Source organism: Priestia endophytica (genome assembly GCF_026790145.1).
GTDB classification, from domain to species: Bacteria; Bacillota; Bacilli; order Bacillales; family Bacillaceae_H; genus Bacillus_I; species Bacillus_I endophytica_A.
In genome coordinates this window covers 166,941-185,560 of sequence record NZ_JALAMS010000003.1, presented here as the reverse complement: position 1 = coordinate 185,560, position 18,620 = coordinate 166,941, and the positions used below count along the sequence as shown (strand labels likewise).

Below are 18,620 nucleotides of genomic sequence, written 5' to 3'. Positions count from 1 at the left end.
ATAATGTTTCAAGCGGCACTCTTAATAAGCGCCGCTTTTAATTGTTCATCATACTTCTGAATGTTTAGAATCACCTAGTAAGAAAACATCAAACTGATTATCTTCCCAAAGCGTACGATCAATACAGTTCTTAGTATCAAAGATTATCTTCGTACGCATATTACCCTCTACTACTTGTGGATCAAGGGTTTTAAACTCATTATGATCAGTTAAAATGACAATTAAGTCTGCATGATTAACTGCTTCTTCTAAGCTCTGTGTTTGTTTTGCTAAGTTATTTTGTTTAATATGAGGGTCATATGCTGTGTAGTCTACACCTAGTTTTTCTAAGTGTTCAACAACTTCAACAGATGGACTTTCTCTCATATCATCAATATTACCTTTAAATGCTAGACCAAGCACTGCAACACGTCCGTTGTTAATTCCCTTTTCTTCCATAATCTGTTTTGCTTTTAGTGCCGTGTATTCTGGCATAGAATCATTTGTTTGACGAGAAAGAGAAATGATTTTGGCTAGTTCTGGTTGAAGCTCAACAAGGAACCATGGATCAACAGCGATACAATGTCCTCCAACACCAGGACCTGGTAAATGGATATTTACACGAGGATGGTAATTAGCCAACTTAATTGCTTCCCATGCATTCACACCAATTTTCTCACTAACCTTAGCTAATTCATTCGCAAAAGCGATATTTACGTCACGGTAGGTGTTTTCAATTACTTTTACCATTTCTGCTGTTGTAGCATCTGTTACATGAATGTTTCCTTTTACAAATGTTTTATAAAGATCAACAGTAAGCTGGCTTGATTTCTCATTAATTCCACCAACAATACGGTCATTTTCAACAAGCTCTTCAAAAACTCGACCAGGAATTACTCGCTCTGGTGAATGAGAAACGAACAGCTGTGTACCAATTTCTAATGGAGATGTTTTAAGTACTGGCATCATCACATCTTCAACAGTACGAGGAGGCACTGTTGATTCAAGGATCACCAAGTTACCTTCTTTTAAAAATGGGACAATTGATTCTGTTGCTTCACGTACATAATCTAGATTTGCTGTCTTATCAGCTTTAATTGGAGAAGGAACAGCAATAATAAATACGTCTGCTTCTACAGGTTCTGTTGAAGCGGTAAAATGGCCGCTTTCAATCGCTGATACAAGACGATCTTGTAAGCCGTTTTCTTCTATATGAAGTTGCTTATTATTAATTAATTGTACTGCTTTCTCATTAATATCTACTCCATGCACTTTTAGTCCATGGTTTGCAAACATAACAGCCGTTGGCAATCCAATGTATCCAAGGCCGACTACGCATAACTTCTTTGACATTTCAAAAGGTCTCCTTTACATGACTTGCTTTGAAATTTAAACCTAACTGATATTATATCGAAAAATACAAATTCATGATAGCATTATTCGAAAAACATGAAAAGATTTTCTCGTTTTTTATAATTTTTTGCCATTTTATTAAGAATCATTTTCTACATTGTAGGATTCAATTGCCTTATAATATACAGGTTCCCTGCCAATTGACAGATACGTCACTTCCTCTTTTTTAGCTTCTTCAATATCATGACAGTTACGGCCATCTAAGATAACTGGCTCTTTCATAAGCTGTTTATACGTTGAAAAAGGAATCTCCTTAATTTCATCCCATTCTGTTACAATGAATGCTATATCAGCTTGTGCTAATGCATCTTCTGGTACTTCCATATAATTTAAAGTATCTCCATAAATATGTTGAATATGTCTAGTTGCAATTGGGTCATATACAGCGATTTGGGCCTCTTCTTGTTTGAGAGCATCGATTAAAAGTAGACTTGCCGCTTCACGAATATCATCTGTATTTGGTTTAAAAGCAAGCCCTAGCACTGCTACCTTCTTCCCTTTTAAAGAGCCATAAAGTTCCTTCGCTTTTTCATAAAGCAGTACTCGCTGATCATTGTTCACTTCAATCACAGATTTTAACAGATGAAAATCATAGTTAATATGATTAGCAAGCTGAGCTAAGGCTTTTGTATCCTTTGGAAAACAAGAACCTCCATAGCCAATTCCAGCACGTAAAAATTGATGCCCAATTCGTTGATCTGATCCAATTCCATTAGCTACATCATCGACATCTGCTCCAACTTTTTCACAAATGTTCGCAATTTCATTAATAAAGCTGATTTTTGTAGCCAAAAATGCGTTTGCTGCATATTTAATCATTTCTGCACTTCTAATATTTGTACTGATAATAGGAATGTTTAACGGTGCGTACAGTTTTTCTAATGTTTCAATTACATAAGGATCTTCTGCACCAATCACAATTCGGTCTCCATTAAACGTATCATAAATAGCTGTGCCTTCTCGTAAAAACTCTGGATTTGAGGCAATACGAATTTTCACGTCATGCTTCTTGTGCTTTTCGATAATATCTTTGAGCCTGTCGTTTGTCCCAACAGGAACCGTACTTTTTGTGACAACGATTGTATCTTTTACAACATTTTCAGCAATTGCTTTTGCAACGCTTTCTACATATTGAAGATTTGCTGAACCATCTTTTTGCTCAGGAGTTCCAACCGCAATAAAAATGATGTCTGCATCTTTATATGCTTCTTTTGGCTCGTGAGTGAAAAAGAGGCGGTTTTGTTTGCTATTTTTTTTCATAAGTTCACTTAAACCAGGTTCATAAATAGGAGAGAATCCATCTTTCATAAGCTGTACTTTATTCTCATCAATATCAAAACATGTTACTTTATAACCCACTTCAGCTAAACAAACACCTGTCACTAATCCTACATATCCTGTCCCAGCAATGGAAATATTCACAATCTTCCCTCCACCATCTTTACTTGTATAGTAAAATAATTTCTAAATTGCTAAGATGTCTTTCACATAAAAAGAGGAAGAATATCCTCCTATAAAGCTAAGAGGCTATTCTTCGCAGATTTTTATTGCTGAAGTTCATTTAGCTTCTTTTTCATATAATCTAAAAGAGCAGGCTTTAGCGCTTGACGCTCTAATGCAAAATCAATTGTTGCTTTTACAAATCCTAGCTTATCTCCCACATCGTAACGACAGCCTTCAAAATGGTACGCTCCTATGCTTTGAAAAGCGCTAAGTCTACTAATTGCATCTGTAAGCTGAATTTCATTTCCAGCTCCTGCTGGCAAATTCTCTAAAATGTGAAAAATTTCAGGTGTTAATATATATCGTCCCATAATCGCATAATTTGAAGGCGCTTCTTCTCTTCTTGGTTTCTCTACGAGAGACTTTACCCTAAAGTAGTCTTCTGTTAGTGTCTCTCCAAGTTCAACAATCCCGTACTTTGAAACATTTTTCCATTCTACTTCTTGAACGCCAATGACTGTATGATTTTCTTTTTCATACGCTTTTATAAGTTGCAGTAGGCAAGGTACCTTAGATTGAACAAGATCATCTCCAAGCATGACGGCAAAAGGCTCATTTCCAATGAAGGTACGCGCACAGTTTACAGCATCCCCCAGTCCCCTTGGCTCCTTTTGACGAATATAGTGGATGTTTGCAAGGCGTGAAATTTGTTGAATCTCTTCTAATGGGGCCCATTTTTGTCGCTTTGCTAACGTTTCTTCAAGCTCATACGATTTATCAAAATGATCTTCAATTGCTCGTTTCCCTCGACCGCTAACAATTAGAATATCTTCAATTCCTGAAGCTACTGCTTCTTCTACAATATATTGAATCGTTGGTTTATCTACAATTGGAAGCATTTCTTTCGGCTGCGCTTTCGTTGCAGGTAAAAAGCGGGTCCCAAGCCCTGCTGCTGGAATAATGGCTTTGCGAATTTTCCCCATACTCTTCACAACCCCTTTGAAAGTAGCTTTTATCGCTCATTTATGTTTTAAAGTAATAAAAGAATGTTTCCAATATATAGTAGCCTTAATTTATCACATTCATATAATACCAAAATGAAAAAAAGGTCGCCAATTTTTACATTAAAGGTTAAAGTTTTACATCTTAATCCGATATGAGATATATTACGTGTTTTTATACTAATAGACGATAAATGTTAGCTCAAGTTTCAAAAACCATAGTATAATAAATTCAAGTATGATTGTTAAAAAATAACATATAGGAGGAATATATGTGAGGAAACGAGTACCATTTTTAACATCGTTAGCAGTTCTAGGCAGTGCTTATCTTTTTCAAACGTCCGCAGATGCAGCAAGTGTCGAAGTAAAGAAAGGCGATACCCTTTTTAAACTTTCAAAACAGTTTAATACAAGTGTCTCTGATTTGAAGAAGGTCAATAACTTAAGCAGCGACCTTTTACGTATTGGACAAGTTCTTCAATTACCAAATGGACAATCTGCAAATGAACAAAGCTCACAAGCCCAACCACCTACTTCAACAAGTAATCATACATCAACATATCAAGTAAAAAGTGGGGACACTCTTTACAAAATTTCATCCCAAACAGGGACATCTGTAACAGAGCTCAGAGCGTTAAATAATCTTAGCTCCAACTTAATTTACGTTGGCCAAACACTAAAAGTTTCAGGTGAAAGTACATCATCACCAACTACTGGCTCTTCACCTTCACCAACAGGGGGACAAAACGAGCAAAGCAATGGTTCTTATACTGTTAAACGAGGGGATTCCTTATGGAAAATTGCCTCTCAATACGGTATAAGCGTTTCTCAACTACAGAGCCTAAATGGATTAACAACCAATACAATATATGAAAATCAAGTATTGAAAATAACTGGTTCTCCTAAAACGGACAATAACACTTCAAAACCAGCACCACCAGAATCACCTGCTACACCTACACCAAATGGTTCGATTAATAAACAAAAATTTATTAATGATGCCCTATCTCTTCAAGGTATTCCTTATAAATGGGGAGGCACAACAACAAGCGGATTTGATTGCAGCGGATTTATTTATTATTTATTAAAAGATCAAACAGGCGGACAACGCTTAACAACGGCAGGATATTGGAGCACAACAACAAAAGTCTCTTCTCCACAGCCTGGAGACTTAGTTTTCTTCACTACATACCGTTCTGGTCCTTCTCATATGGGTATTTATTTAGGCAACAATCAATTTGTACATGCTAGCTCCTCAAATGGTGTAACCGTTTCATCACTTACAAATTCATATTGGAATCAACGTTATTTAGGAGCTCGAGCTCTTTAATGAAAAAAGACCAGCTACATCTTGTAGCTGGTTTATTTTTGGAGAGGTAATAGAGGATAAGTTTATATTGTCTTTTTAGAAGGTATAAGAAGTGAGGTAATGTAAAACGACTTCCCACCCCCTTTCAAGTTGTGATCTACCTAGGATGGTGCTCCTATTTGACGTTGCAAAAAGCGAATCCGGTCAGCTATGATTTCCGTTAGAAATACTTTTTCACCTCCATCACGTTCATACTGACGGGTTTGTACTCGACCTGTGATTCCAACTAAAGTTCCTTTTTCACAGTACTGAACTGTATTTTCTGCATTTTTTCTCCATACAGTAACAGAAACAAAGTCAGCGTCAAACTCTCCGTGTTGGTTGCGAAAAGAGCGCTGAACCGCTAATACTAAATGAGTATAAGCAACTCCGTCTGTTGTGTAACGAAGGTCCGGTACTCTTGCAAGACGACCAACTAACGTAACTTGATTAAACAATTAGTGTAACCTCCTTTCTCATTACTAGGGAGGATTAGAGTAGTTAAGGCTATAAAGGGTTTAAGTATGCTATACTAAATAATAATTTCTAATTTTGTGATGGAGGGATGTTATCTTGAAAACGTTTAAACTTGTCCACTTAGATATTGTAAGTCCGGACAAACGGAAGGATCTCTTACTAAAGGACGGGTTAATCATTAATAAAGAAGATGAGCAAAACCTTTGGACAATTGAAGCATTGCTTCCCAAAACTGAATTAGACTACTTCCAAGAGCTTTGCAGATCAGAAGGAAAGCTAGCTGTAAAAGCAACTATTTCTAAAAAAAATAATTTACCAGCTACTTTTCAAACAAAAGTAATTGCTACAACAGAGATGAAGAACTATGTTAGCGTGCTTATGAACGGCTATTTGAAAAACACACGCCCAAATATCGCAGAAGGAATTCTTGCTCAACTACTGCAAGAGGGTCTTGAAGGTGAAGCCCTGTTGAAAGAATTCAAAACAAAAGTTAATAAATCATATCAACGATAGTGCTTTTCGGGAAATGCCATAACATCATTTTCATATATAGGAGATAGAAAATTGTTTTTATAGGCTTTCCCAAGTACTATCGGCCTTCTTGCCTCCCGCTCTATGCTACTACACCATTTTGGTTTACTTAGATAGAACTTTCTCATCTCTTTCATACCTCCTTTCACATTTCTATCGTCATCATAATATATTCTCTCCCCTTTGCAACCTTCTTTTGTTATTAACATACTCCTCCTTTCTTTTTTTAGAAGGTTTTCACTGTAGATGTAAGGAAAACCCTTCGATAAGTTGACATAATTATACATATTTTATACAACAAGAGTAGACCTACTTTTTAGTAGAAGATTTCTAGTTTTTCTTATTCAAAGATTTGGGTCTTTATACAATTAAAATTTTTCAAAAACTTTTCTACTTTTTATGATCTATTTAAGAACCGACAGGGCTATGTTCTCAAATAGCACTATGTTTTATTATTCTATTTAAAAGGAGATTATTTATGGATTCTCTCTGTATGAACATTCGTCACTATCGTAAACAAAGAGGTTGGACACAAGCAGATCTTGCTGGAGAAATGGATATCTCACGTTCTACCGTTGCTAAATGGGAAAACGCTCAGCTCTACCCTTCCCTTCAAGACTTCGTTAAACTCTGTGAAGTCTATCAAGTTTCCATGGACAAGCTATATGGAAAAGCAGAACAAAATACACCTTTCCTCAAAGAGTTTCAGCACACTTACAAAAACCATTATTCTAATGAAATTGAGCAGCTTGTTAAAGTCTTAAAAAAATATCCTAAGCTTCAAGAGAATCTCTACACTTTTATTTTTAAAAATGATAATGGGTCTAGAAGTCGTGTTCATTTCCTTACAAAGGTCCTTAAAACAATTATTGAAGAATAATAAAATAAAAAGACTGTTGATTTTATATCAACAGTCTTTTATTTAAGTTTATTAGTTAACAAATTTACGAATCCAGAATCTTGCTTCAGCTTTACAAGAGTAATCTACGTTAATATTCCCTTGCTCTTTCGTCAAGCGCTCTAACTGTGCCACTTGTTCTTCCGTCGGCGGCTCTGTCACCACTTTTTGAATTGTCTCGTTAATCTTAACAGCGAGTTCTTGATGAAATTCAGGACTCTCTTTCATCGCCTCATCAATTTTTTTAAACCAAGAAGCATTATTTCTAATATAGGTCTTCCATTGATCGATAAATGCATTAGAACTATATTGACTTTCATTCCACTTAATTTCACTCATATAGTCTTCAAAAGCTTTTGTAATAGAACGCGTAATACTGACTTTTACTCCTTGTGGCAAATCCTTTAACATTTAACGAAAGTACCTCCAAACTGTAAACTTTCTTTTAACTCATCATAACATAATCAGTTAACTTCTAGCATATTACCCTATTATATCCAAAGAAAAAAAGCCGTGCTGCTGCAACGGCTTTTATTCTTCTTGCTTGTCCCCAAGTGCGAACATAATATCTGTCTCACATACAAGTTCTCCGTCAACAGTTGCTACCGCTTTTCCTTTACCAACAGCACCACGGAAACGCACCATTTCTACTTCTAAACGAAGCTGATCACCAGGACGAACTTGACGTTTAAAGCGACAGTTATCAATGCCAGCAAAGAAAGCCAAACGGCCACGATTTTCTTCTTTCATTAGCATCGCTACTGCTCCTACTTGTGCAAGTGCTTCCACAATTAAAACTCCTGGCATTACAGGGTATGTAGGAAAGTGTCCGTTGAAGAAATCTTCATTCGCAGATACATTTTTAATACCAATTGCTTTCTTTCCTTCTTCAACCTCCAAAACACGATCAACAAGCAAAAATGGATAGCGATGTGGAATAATTTCTTTAATTTGTTCAATATCAAGCATACTTTCTGCACTCCTTACTCTTTCACAATGAATTCCATAATGTGATTCCATGTAGACGGTTTTAAAGCATCGAAAACAGAGCCGTCCCCAATAAAGGCATAGCCAACGACAACCCCAATAAGAGCACTAACCGTCATTAGAACACTGACAATCATAACACGTAACCAAAGGGGAAACAATTTAACCCGATTTTTTCTCGCCTGCTGTAAATCATTCCATGCCGCTTTTAGAAATCCTTCTTTTTTCTTATGTTGGTGTCTTACCTCACTTGTTGGAGCTGTCATTGTCTTCCTCATCCCCCGTTCTTTTATAGTTTTATCTCATTGTATTAATTAAACCAAGCATTTGGTCTGAGAGGGTAATAGACTTAGCATTGAATTGATAAGCTCGCTGAGCATTCAACATATTTACTAATTCATTACCTATATTGACGTTTGATTGTTCTAGCACGCCTTTTTCTAATCCAATTTGAGATCTCTCTTGCCCTCTAATGTTAAGTATAGGGTTCTCTATTCCTTGTTCCGCTGGGGCAGAAAAGAGATTGCCCCCATCCCTCATTAGAAGCGCAGGGTTCTGTGCATAAGCAATGCCGAGATCATATACGTTTAAAGGTACTGTTTCATCTTCTCCATAAACAGCCAGTTCTCCTTGCGATGTAAAAGAGATTTTTTGATAGTTTGAAGGGATAACAATGGTTTCCCCATTTTCATCAAGAACAGGATTACCGTCTCCTGTTACAAGCACAACAGAGTTTTCATCTAGCTGTGAAAGATTGAATGCTCCGTCTCTTGTATACTTTATTCCATCTTTTGTAGCAATAGTAAAGAAATAACCTTTTTTAGAGAGAGCCACATCTAAATCTCGCTTAGTTGTTGTAAGAGAACCTAATTCATTATTTGTACTCGTGTAGCCAAGCATCGCTCCTACTCCTTCTCTAATACCGCTCGGAGTTTTTCTTCCTTTGTTCCCTCTAGTATCATCAACAGGGATAGCAAATTGCTGATATAAAAGAGAGTTAAAATTCGCTTCCTGACTTTTATATCCTACAGTAGAGCTGTTTGAAACATTGTGCGAGATAAGATCAAGTTGCTGTTGCAACCCATTCATCGTATTTGCTGCATTGATCATCGAACGGTTCATAATAAGGCCCCCTTCTTAACTAATCCGTCCTACTTCATTTGCTGCTTTTTCCATACTTTTATCATAAGCCTGCATAACTTTCTGGTTTGCTTCAAATGAACGATAGGCAGACATCATTTCTGTCATTGTTTGTGAGCTATCAACATTTGAATTTTCCAGCATACCTTGATTTATCTTATAAGAAACCTCTGCATTTCCAATAGCGCTTGAAAGAGGAGTTTCAACGGAATAAAGACCGTTTCCTTCTTGATTCAAATCTTCAACATTATTTGAAAAAGCAATATCAATGGTACCGACCACTTCTTCGTTTTGAGTGACTACACCTTGTTCACTAATCTCAAAATCGTCATCAGTTAACGAAATTCTTGTCCCATTTTGCCCTAAAACATAGTGGCCGTCGTTTGTTGTTAAGTAACCGTCATTGCTTAATGCAAAGTTACCGTTCCTTGTATAACGTACCTCATCACCTTGCTCTACTATAAAAAAGAACGAGCCTTCTTGTCCTGCTTCACCTTCTGGAACCTTTCCATCAATAAGGGCTACATCTGTAGAGCGGTCTGTACTCTGAAGACCACCTTGAGTGAAGTTAGGGGTTAATTCTTGCATATAAGCTCCTGTGTTCAGTGAACCTATTCTCTTACGAACCGGAATTTGATGATTATCGATTCCCTTTTCACACTGCACCCTATCAAGCAGCATCTCAGGAAAAGATCGAATTGAAGCCTGATCCTGCTTAAATCCAACTGTATTAACGTTTGCCATATTGTTTGTCAGCCGTTCAACATTACGCTGCTGCGTCATCATCCCGCTTGCCGCTGAGTAAAAGCCTTTGAACATATATAGACCTCCATTACTAAAATAAAGGGAAATTTCTATGTTACCGAAACTTCCCTTCCTTATGATAGAAACAATATAGAGTAGACTTCTTTTAAATAAATTGACGACGTGGCAGTTTATCCATATTCTCAAGCATAATACCTGTTCCAATAGCCACACAGTCCATCGGGTGCTCAGCTACGAAAACAGGAACTTTTAGTTCTTCTGCTAATAGTTGATCCATTCCGTGTAAAAGTGCTCCACCGCCAGTTAAAATAATCCCTCTATCAATTATATCGGCAGAAAGCTCTGGAGGTGTTTGCTCTAGAACGCTTTTCGAAGCTTGCACAATAACGGCTACAGATTCTCGTAACGCTCCTTCAATCTCTTCAGACTTAATAGTAATAACACGTGGTAAACCACTCACCATATCTCGTCCTCTAATGTCCATTTCTTCTTGACGATATTGATTAAAGACCGTTCCGATATTGATTTTAATCTCTTCTGCTGTTCTCTCTCCGATAAGCAGTTTATAGCGACGTTTAATGTAGTTAAGGATTTCCTGATCGAACTTGTCTCCAGCCATTTTAATGGATGCAGAAGTTACGATATCTCCCATTGATAAAACAGCTACATCTGTTGTTCCACCGCCAATATCAACAACCATGTTTCCGCTCGGTTGGAAGATTTCCATTCCTGCTCCTAAAGCTGCTACTTTTGGTTCTTCTTCTAAATACACTTTCTTTCCGCCACTTTTTTCAGCCGCTTCTCTAATTGCTTTCTTCTCAACAAGCGTAATGTCCGTTGGGCAACAGATTAGGATACGCGGTTTTGATAACACGCCTTTTACATTTAATTTATCCATAAAGTATTTCAACATAGCCTCTGTTATATCAAAGTCTGCAATAACGCCGTCTTTTAATGGGCGAATAGCAATGATATTTGATGGAGTTCTTCCGACCATTTGGCGAGCTTCCTCTCCGACCGCAAGAACTTTTCCTATATTTTTATCGATAGCTACAACAGAGGGTTCATTCAAAACAATCCCTCTTCCTCTTACATGAATCAAAACATTTGCCGTACCTAAATCTATCCCAATATCTTTTGCTAACATTACTGCTTTTTCCTCCTTCAAAATCTTCCTCTTAAAAACACGTTCTTTTGTCCTAATATAGTATTTTATCACAAAAGAGGATATATGTATGATTAATTTTAATATTTTCCCCATATACCAATATGAGTTATTTTTTTGATACTTTAGAACTTCTAAATCCTTATAAGTAGGGATTTAGAACTTAAGAAGCGAGCGCTCTAAAAAACAGACGATACCCTTTTAAAAATTAGAGTAATCGCCTGTTTTTTATCTTCTTAGACCTAACAAAACAACCATCTCTACAAATTATTTAACAGGTTCTTGAAGTTCTTCTTTCCTGTATTTTAACTTAGTGGCTTCTCCACCTCGTAAGTGACGAATTGATTTATGATAATCTAAAATCTCCTTCACTTCGTTAGCTAAATCAGGATTGATCTCTGGAAGTCGCTCAGTTAAATCTTTATGGACTGTACTTTTGGAAACTCCAAATTCTCTTGCAATCACTCTAACTGTTTTCTTTGTTTCCACAATATACTTGCCAATCTTGATTGTTCGCTCTTTGATGTAATCGTGCACACCACTCGCCCTCCCCAAATTGGATGTGAGAAGCGTAAGATGAGAGTTGTATACAAAGTTCTGTTTCAGCTTGTTCATGATTTAAAAAGAAGATAATAGAGGATAAGGTAGGATATATAGTTTCTCACCTCAAACATTCTCTTTGTTAGGTTTGTAACAGTGTATTAGCTTGGATGAAGATATATGCAACAAAAAGTCAATAGGGACAACAATTTATGAATATTTTTCTACTTTTTATTTTGGGGAATGAGCTTTTTGACAGAGTCAGTGACTTTTCAACAGAAATTGAGTCAATTTTCATTATTCGAGAATTTTGTCATAAAAAAAGAAAGAGCTAGAAGTCTAGCCCTTTCTTTCACTTGTTATGCATTTAATTTTGCACTTGCTTGATCTGAAGAAGATTCTTCCTGCTTGTCTTGCTCATCTGAAGAGTTTTCTTGCTTCTCATCTTCTTTCTGATCATCAGCTTGCTCTTCTTCTACAGGATCTTCTTCACTTGCTTTTACAGAACCAACTGTTTTTCCAAAATACTCATTTGGATTTACAACGTTATTATCTTTGCGCACTTCAAAATGTACATGTGTTTCAGCTTCTTTATTAAATAGACTTTGTCCTGCTTTTGCAAGTGCCTGTCCTTGCTTTACAGTGTCTCCAGCTTCCACTTTCACATCTTGTAGTGATTGATAATGTGTTACAACACCATCAGCATGCTCAACTTCAACAACATAGCCTAAAAGAGGATCTTTTTCTGCTCTTGTTACCGTACCACTTGCTGCTGCTGTTACTTTAAAACTTTTTCCATCTTCGCGTGCATAATCAACACCTGTATTCTGATGGTACTGATTGTTGTAGAAAACAATTGCTTCTTCTTGTTCTTCCGGTTTTGCACTGTGGTCATAAAACTCTGTCTTTACAACCATTTTGTCTTCATTTGCAAAAGGTTTTGCAATTTCCTCAACACTTGAATTTACTTCTACAGCATCTTGACTTCCGTCATATACAGTTTGGTCATTATTTTTGTCATTAGCTTGATCATTGCTGTTTCCTTGGAACCAAAGAACTGCTGTAAGAATGATTGCTGCACTGAATAAGTAAACAGCCGGATATACCCAACGTTTTCTAAAAAACTTCTTGAATTTTGATGGTTGTGAAACGCGATTTTTTTCTTCGTCTCTCATATGTTATCACCTCAGCAACCATTCTGAACAAAAAAAAGGCATTATATACACAAAAAGAATTTTTTCCACTTATTTTTTGCTAAAAACGTTAAATTATGCAGAAAATAAGAAAAAAGCTTAGAAAGTATGCTCTTTTCTAAGCTTTTATTTCTTGGCCATTAAACTATTCAACTCTTGATCATAGGAGGAAATAGAGACATCTTGATAATAGTGATGGACAATATCTTGATAATTTTTTCCTTCCTCTGCCATTCCATTTGCCCCATATTGACTCATTCCAATGCCGTGACCGTTCCCTTTTGTGTTAATGGTAATCTCGTTCCCATGCCTTTCAAATGAGAAATCGGTTGAAGCTAATTCTAATTTTGCACGTACGTCTTTACCAGTTAGTGTTTTGTTATCAAATTTCACTTTTTCTACTCGTTTACCAGGAGTAGTTGATATAATTTGCCCTATCTGTTCCCCATCTCCAAGAGTAACATCTAAATTTTTTTCAAACTGCTCAACTGATATGACTTTCTTTGCCGTAAACTTTGGTGATTTCTTATCCCAAGGGCTTTCAACACTTTTCAAGTATGGAATTGAATTCGGCCAATATTCTTCTGAATTATCCGTATAACCATTGCTTGTTGAAAAGAAGGTTGCCTCAATTGGATCACCATTATACGTTAAGATTTCTCCTGTCGTCTCTTCAACAGCTTCTTCAATCTTTTGAATTTTTTCTTCGTAGTTACCTTTCCAGAGTTTCTTTAGTTCTTTTCTATTGTGATAAACCTGATCTTGAACAGTATCCGTAACATTTGCTTTACCTGGAAGGTTAGAAGAGCCTGATGTTAAATGTTTTACAATATAAGTACGAGCTGCCAGAGCTTGAGCTTTCAAAGCTTCTTCTTCGAACTCTGCGGGCATTTCTGCAGCAACAACACCAACTAGGTACTCTTCAAGCGGAAGCTTCTCGATTTCTTTAGTTTCTGTTCTGTATACCGCCACTTCAACAGCTGTTGCGTTCTGTTTCTTTTTGGCACTAGCACTTTCTGTTTCCTTTTTGGGAGGTTGAACACTTTCCATACTCTCTTCACTAGCCTTTTCTCCAAAAGGAACAACTAGAAGAGCAGGAATGATTAAGACGACCGTAAATAGAATTGCTGCTGTGATAAAAAGGGGTTTGTAACGTTTCATGAACGCGTATAGCCTCCACTCTCTTAAAATTTAATCATCTATGTTCATTTTTATGGAAGTGGACAACCTTTTATGACTGAAGAAACCATAAAAAAAAAAGGTGGCTTATAAAAGCCACCTTTTTATAAATTAAACGTTCATATCTGTTACTTTAGAAACTTCTGGTTTTACAGCTTCATCATTCACGCGTTCAATGTCTGCTCCAAGGGCAAGTAATTTGCCATGGAAATTCACATAACCACGATCAAGATGCTTAAGCTCTGTAACACGCGTATAGCCTTCTGCTACAAGACCAGCAAGGATTAGAGCTGCTGCTGCACGTAAATCTGTTGCAGCGACCTCTGCTCCTTGCAATTTAGAAGGTCCGTTAATAATAACTGAACGCCCCTCGATTTTAATATCAGCATTCATGCGACGGAACTCTTCCACATGCATGAAACGATTTTCAAAAACTGTTTCTGTAATCATACCTGTACCAGATGCTTGAAGAAGCAATGACATCATTTGTGATTGCATATCCGTTGGGAAGCCCGGATGTGGCATTGTCTTAATGTCAACTGGAGTTAGTTTTTCTGGACCAATAATGCGTAAGCCATCGCCTTCTTCAGTAATGGTTACACCCATTTCTTCCATCTTCGCTACTAGAGAGCTTAAATGCTCCATAACAGCTCCTCTTACAAGGACGTTTCCTCCTGTAATTGCTGCAGCTACCATAAATGTACCTGCTTCAATACGATCAGGAATAATCGTATGTTGAGCGCCATATAATGTAGGAACGCCCTCAATACGCATTGTACCAGTGCCAGCTCCTCTGATTTTGCCTCCCATAGCATTAATAAAGTTAGCTAAGTCAACAATTTCAGGTTCTTTAGCACAATTTTCAAGCGTTGTTGTACCGTCTGCAAGAGCTGCAGCCATCATAATGTTTTCAGTAGCACCTACGCTTGGGAAGTCTAAATAAATTTTAGCTCCCTTTAGTCTTCCGTTAACATGAGCTTCAATGAAGCCATTTCCTACCTGTACTTTTGCACCCATTGCTTCAAAGCCTTTAAGATGTTGATCAATTGGTCTTGAACCAATCGCACAGCCTCCAGGTAAAGCTACACTTGCTTTTCCATTACGAGCCAATAAAGGACCCATAACAAGCACAGAAGCACGCATCTTACGTACATATTCAAAAGGCGCATCTGTTTTAAGTTCTTGTGATGCATCTACAACTACTTCATTACCGTTAATCTCTACTTTTGCGTTCAAGTAGCGTAAAACTTCGCTAATTGTAAATACATCGGAGAGAGCAGGTACATCATTCAGAATAGTTTTTCCATCACTAGCTAATAAAGTTGCAGCGATAACAGGCAACACAGCATTTTTTGCACCTTCAACTTTTACTGTGCCGTTCAACTGTTTTCCGCCGCGGACGATGATTTTTTCCAAGGTATTCCCCTCCGCGTCCATTTTCTATATATTAATATTCAGACGTAATAATAGGTGTGCCAACGACAAAGGTCGTCTTTTCGCCCATTCCTTGATTTCTTATTGCTATTTGTAAGTTCATTCTTTGTTGGTCTTGTGTCAGAAGAACGTCTTCCCACATTTCAGTATATGCTGTTACTGAAACAAATGCTTCTTCACTAAGCTCTTCGACAGAATCTGCTTTAAATGATTTCAATAGTTTCTGAGAGCCTAAAGACAAAACACCTTTAATGTTATCATTGAAGTGCCCTCTAATACAAGCAAAACTTTCGAAATTTCCTGCAAATAATTCTTCGTTTTTCTTTGTTAAATATGGATTAAAATAAGACCAGACTTCCTGACTCCACTGCTTCCCTTTGACATCATATATAATATACGATTGATGATGTTCTTTTTTGAGGGTCATTAGCAGCTGAATTTTTTCATTAATTCCAAACTTTTTCTCTTTCCCTACCCCGACAGCTTTCCAAACCTCTTTATCCTTTTGAATCGACCACTGAAAATGGGCATACTTCTTCTTTAATAAAGCCGCTTTGCTCTCAAAAGCCGCTTTTGTTGTTACATCAATTTTCTCTCGATTATAAATTGACCATTCTGTAACCGTTCCTTCTGATTTATGAACCCCGTGAGCAAGCTCTTCAATTGGGTATTTCTCCCCAAAAGCAAAACTCACGTAATTACCATGATATAGGAATATAGCTAGAATGAAAATAGCTAAAAAGACACTATTTTTAAATTTTAACATCCAATTTCTCCCCCTTCTCCTTATCTCTCATTTTTTCCAAATGATAATGTCTCATACGTGAAAAAAATCGACAGAATTCAGAGGAGATTGTCTAACTATATGTCACTATAAAAGAAGAAACATTCTGTCAGCACAATATTAGAAAAAAAGTGATGGCAACGATTGGGACCATGACAAAAAGTCTAGAAAAAAGTTACTAACGCTTGTGCCGATGGCAATTGTAAGAAGCATTAATAAAAGTCGTGCTTGCACAACACGATTAGCTCTAATCATCTTATCAATGGAAAGAGCTTGAAGAGCCCACCAGGTTACAACAAGAAAGATAAGATGTGAAAACATCCCAACTAATGCTTGTTGACCAATTGCTTGTAACATATTTTATCATTCCTTTTAAATCCTATTGTTTTTGCATGCTTGAATTGTTAATAAATATAGCTAAAAAAACCTCTAGGGCTTCTACGTTCGTTCCCTAGAGGTTTTTTATGTTAAACGTTACGGCTACCTACTTTAATACGGTTTAAAGCACGTCTTAGAGCAAGTTCAGCGCGCTGAACATCAAGGTCAGCTTGCTTGTTAGCTAGCCGCTCTTCCGCACGCTGCTTAGCCTCTTCCGCACGTTTGATATCGATGGCACCTGCTGCCTCTGCTGCCTGTGCTAAAATTGTCACCTGATCCGATCTTACTTCTAGAAAACCGCCGCTTACTGCGATAAAATCTGTTCCACTTGGTGTGTTAAGTTTTACAGCTCCGATTTTCAACGGTGAGACCATCGGAATATGACCTGGCAAAACACCTAGCTCACCGCCCTGTGTTTTGGCAATGACCATTTCTACATCTTCACTATATACCGGGCCATCAGGAGTTACCACACTGACATTCATCGTCTTCATCTAACACCCTCCTAGGTCCCTATCATTATGCTTGTTGCATTTCTTTTGCTTTTTCAACTACTTCTTCAATGCGTCCAACTAGACGGAAAGCATCTTCTGGAAGATCATCATACTTACCAGCAAGAAGTTCTCCAAATCCTTTAACAGTTTCTTTTACAGGAACATATGAACCTTTCTGACCTGTAAACTGTTCAGCAACGTGGAAATTTTGAGACAAGAAGAATTGAATACGACGTGCACGGTGTACTGTTAGTTTATCTTCTTCTGAAAGCTCATCCATTCCTAAAATTGCAATGATATCTTGAAGCTCTTTGTAACGCTGTAGAGTTTGCTGAACTTGACGTGCAATATTGTAATGTTCTTCACCTACATATTCAGGTGAAAGTGCACGAGAAGTTGAAGCAAGCGGATCTACCGCTGGATAGATACCCATCTCTGATAACTTACGCTCAAGGTTTGTTGTTGCATCTAAGTGAGCAAATGTTGTTGCTGGTGCTGGATCTGTATAGTCATCGGCAGGAACGTAGATTGCTTGGATTGATGTAACAGAACCAACGTTTGTTGATGTAATACGCTCTTGTAATTGACCCATCTCTGTTGCAAGAGTCGGCTGATAACCTACGGCTGAAGGCATACGTCCTAGAAGGGCAGATACCTCACCACCTGCTTGTGTAAAGCGGAAAATGTTATCAATGAAAAGAAGTACGTCTTGACCTTGCTCATCACGGAAATGCTCCGCCATTGTAAGACCTGTTAGTGCTACACGTTGACGAGCACCAGGTGGTTCGTTCATTTGACCGAATACCATAGCTGTCTTATTGATAACTCCAGAGTCTTTCATTTCATAATAAAGGTCATTACCTTCACGTGTACGCTCTCCAACACCTGCGAATACTGAGATACCGCCATGCTCTTGAGCGATGTTATTGATAAGCTCCTGAATTAGAACGGTTTTACCAACACCCGCTCCTCCAAACAGCCCAATTTTTCCACCTTTAATGTATGGTGCTAATAAGTCGATAACTTTAATACCTGTTTCAAGAATCTCAACTTCTGTTGATAAATTCTCAAATGTTGGTGCTTGACGGTGAATTGGATCACGCTGAATATCTGCAGGAAGATCTGGATCAAGGTCAATTTTCTCTCCAAGAACGTTAAATACGCGTCCTAATGTAACATCCCCTACTGGAACAGAGATTGGAGCTCCTTTATCTTCCACTTCCATACCACGAACAATACCATCTGTTGATGACATTGCTACAGCGCGAACTGTGTCGTCCCCTAAGTGAAGAGCAACTTCTAGTGTAAGATCAATACTCACATTATTTTCATTATTTGCTTCACGAACAATGTGAAGCGCGTTATAGATTTCTGGAAGGTGTCCACTTTCAAATTTCACGTCTACAACTGGACCCAGAACTTGAGTAACGCGTCCTTTTGTCATCATGTTCCCTCCTAACGTACATTTATC

At 37.4% G+C, this 18,620-nt stretch carries 22 protein-coding genes; 3 read left to right on the top strand and 19 right to left on the bottom strand.

Translation table 11 applies throughout. From position 1 onward, the window contains the following. Window positions 1–48: 48 nt before the first annotated feature. From MOC86_RS05150 to galU, 3 genes are all read right to left on the bottom strand, one after another. Window positions 49–1,332 carry a nucleotide sugar dehydrogenase gene (locus MOC86_RS05150; RefSeq protein WP_268583096.1) on the bottom strand — a complete coding sequence of 428 codons (1,284 nt, stop codon included), beginning with the start codon at window positions 1,330–1,332 and terminating at the stop codon, window positions 49–51. A gap of 138 nt (window positions 1,333–1,470) precedes the next feature. Beyond that, window positions 1,471–2,814: a UDP-glucose dehydrogenase family protein gene (locus MOC86_RS05145; protein ID WP_268583095.1), complete on the bottom strand. Its 1,344-nt coding sequence runs from the start codon at window positions 2,812–2,814 to the stop codon at window positions 1,471–1,473. A gap of 122 nt (window positions 2,815–2,936) precedes the next feature. Then, on the bottom strand, window positions 2,937–3,818 hold the full coding sequence (gene galU / locus MOC86_RS05140) for a UTP--glucose-1-phosphate uridylyltransferase GalU (RefSeq protein ID WP_268583094.1): 882 nt from the start codon (window positions 3,816–3,818) through the stop codon (window positions 2,937–2,939). Between the two features lie 292 nt (window positions 3,819–4,110). Between galU and MOC86_RS05135 the strand changes: the two genes are divergently transcribed. Next, window positions 4,111–5,166 carry a LysM peptidoglycan-binding domain-containing protein gene (locus MOC86_RS05135; RefSeq protein ID WP_268583093.1) on the top strand — a complete coding sequence of 352 codons (1,056 nt, stop codon included), beginning with the start codon at window positions 4,111–4,113 and terminating at the stop codon, window positions 5,164–5,166. Window positions 5,167–5,306: 140 nt separating this feature from the next. Here the strand turns inward: MOC86_RS05135 and ssb are convergent, their stop codons facing one another. Next, a complete protein-coding gene (gene ssb, locus MOC86_RS05130) occupies window positions 5,307–5,642 on the bottom strand; it encodes a single-stranded DNA-binding protein (protein ID WP_268583092.1) in 336 nt (111 codons plus the stop codon). A 115-nt stretch (window positions 5,643–5,757) separates the two neighbouring features. On the opposite strand from ssb, the gene MOC86_RS05125 reads away from it, so the two are divergent. Continuing rightward, on the top strand, window positions 5,758–6,174 hold the full coding sequence (locus MOC86_RS05125; RefSeq protein ID WP_268583091.1) for a YwpF family protein: 417 nt from the start codon (window positions 5,758–5,760) through the stop codon (window positions 6,172–6,174). Here the strand turns inward: MOC86_RS05125 and MOC86_RS05120 are convergent. Then, window positions 6,165–6,401, bottom strand: a complete 237-nt coding sequence (locus MOC86_RS05120; RefSeq protein ID WP_268583090.1) for a hypothetical protein — start codon at window positions 6,399–6,401, stop codon at window positions 6,165–6,167. The genes MOC86_RS05125 and MOC86_RS05120 overlap by 10 nt on opposite strands. A 269-nt stretch (window positions 6,402–6,670) precedes the next feature. Here MOC86_RS05120 and MOC86_RS05115 point away from each other — a divergent pair, with 269 nt between their 5' ends. Continuing rightward, window positions 6,671–7,072 carry a helix-turn-helix domain-containing protein gene (locus tag MOC86_RS05115; RefSeq protein ID WP_268583089.1) on the top strand — a complete coding sequence of 134 codons (402 nt, stop codon included), beginning with the start codon at window positions 6,671–6,673 and terminating at the stop codon, window positions 7,070–7,072. A gap of 51 nt (window positions 7,073–7,123) precedes the next feature. On the opposite strand, the gene MOC86_RS05110 is transcribed toward MOC86_RS05115, so the two are convergent. From MOC86_RS05110 to atpD, 14 genes are all read right to left on the bottom strand, one after another. Further along, complete coding sequence (locus tag MOC86_RS05110) at window positions 7,124–7,501, bottom strand: hypothetical protein (protein WP_268583087.1); 378 nt, start codon at window positions 7,499–7,501, stop codon at window positions 7,124–7,126. Window positions 7,502–7,621: 120 nt separating this feature from the next. Continuing rightward, window positions 7,622–8,059, bottom strand: coding sequence for a 3-hydroxyacyl-ACP dehydratase FabZ (fabZ, locus tag MOC86_RS05105; protein ID WP_268583085.1), 438 nt, complete (start codon window positions 8,057–8,059; stop codon window positions 7,622–7,624). Window positions 8,060–8,073: 14 nt separating this feature from the next. Continuing rightward, window positions 8,074–8,343 carry a DNA-directed RNA polymerase subunit beta gene (locus tag MOC86_RS05100; protein ID WP_019394819.1) on the bottom strand — a complete coding sequence of 90 codons (270 nt, stop codon included), beginning with the start codon at window positions 8,341–8,343 and terminating at the stop codon, window positions 8,074–8,076. Between the two features lie 31 nt (window positions 8,344–8,374). Further along, window positions 8,375–9,199, bottom strand: coding sequence for a flagellar hook-basal body protein (locus MOC86_RS05095; RefSeq protein WP_268583084.1), 825 nt, complete (start codon window positions 9,197–9,199; stop codon window positions 8,375–8,377). A gap of 15 nt (window positions 9,200–9,214) precedes the next feature. Further along, window positions 9,215–10,036, bottom strand: coding sequence for a flagellar hook-basal body protein (locus MOC86_RS05090; protein WP_268583083.1), 822 nt, complete (start codon window positions 10,034–10,036; stop codon window positions 9,215–9,217). A 91-nt stretch (window positions 10,037–10,127) separates the two neighbouring features. Then, the gene (locus MOC86_RS05085; RefSeq protein WP_268583082.1) at window positions 10,128–11,129 is read right to left on the bottom strand and encodes a rod shape-determining protein; all 1,002 of its coding nucleotides are present in this window, start codon (window positions 11,127–11,129) and stop codon (window positions 10,128–10,130) included. Between the two features lie 285 nt (window positions 11,130–11,414). Next, window positions 11,415–11,684: a sporulation transcriptional regulator SpoIIID gene (spoIIID, locus tag MOC86_RS05080; RefSeq protein ID WP_019394815.1), complete on the bottom strand. Its 270-nt coding sequence runs from the start codon at window positions 11,682–11,684 to the stop codon at window positions 11,415–11,417. 362 nt (window positions 11,685–12,046) lie between these two features. Beyond that, window positions 12,047–12,862 carry a M23 family metallopeptidase gene (locus MOC86_RS05075; protein WP_268583081.1) on the bottom strand — a complete coding sequence of 272 codons (816 nt, stop codon included), beginning with the start codon at window positions 12,860–12,862 and terminating at the stop codon, window positions 12,047–12,049. 144 nt (window positions 12,863–13,006) lie between these two features. Further along, a complete protein-coding gene (gene spoIID, locus MOC86_RS05070; RefSeq protein WP_268583080.1) occupies window positions 13,007–14,041 on the bottom strand; it encodes a stage II sporulation protein D in 1,035 nt (344 codons plus the stop codon). A 129-nt stretch (window positions 14,042–14,170) separates the two neighbouring features. Beyond that, window positions 14,171–15,475 (bottom strand): UDP-N-acetylglucosamine 1-carboxyvinyltransferase, encoded by a 1,305-nt coding sequence (gene murA / locus MOC86_RS05065; protein ID WP_268583079.1) that lies wholly within the window; start codon window positions 15,473–15,475, stop codon window positions 14,171–14,173. A 31-nt stretch (window positions 15,476–15,506) separates the two neighbouring features. After that, window positions 15,507–16,259, bottom strand: a complete 753-nt coding sequence (locus MOC86_RS05060; protein ID WP_268583078.1) for a YwmB family TATA-box binding protein — start codon at window positions 16,257–16,259, stop codon at window positions 15,507–15,509. A gap of 138 nt (window positions 16,260–16,397) precedes the next feature. Further along, window positions 16,398–16,634 (bottom strand): DUF1146 family protein, encoded by a 237-nt coding sequence (locus MOC86_RS05055; RefSeq protein WP_019394810.1) that lies wholly within the window; start codon window positions 16,632–16,634, stop codon window positions 16,398–16,400. 110 nt (window positions 16,635–16,744) lie between these two features. Further along, window positions 16,745–17,149, bottom strand: coding sequence for a F0F1 ATP synthase subunit epsilon (locus tag MOC86_RS05050; RefSeq protein WP_243516365.1), 405 nt, complete (start codon window positions 17,147–17,149; stop codon window positions 16,745–16,747). A 25-nt stretch (window positions 17,150–17,174) separates the two neighbouring features. After that, on the bottom strand, window positions 17,175–18,593 hold the full coding sequence (gene atpD / locus MOC86_RS05045) for a F0F1 ATP synthase subunit beta (RefSeq protein ID WP_019394808.1): 1,419 nt from the start codon (window positions 18,591–18,593) through the stop codon (window positions 17,175–17,177). Window positions 18,594–18,620: the final 27 nt, after the last annotated feature.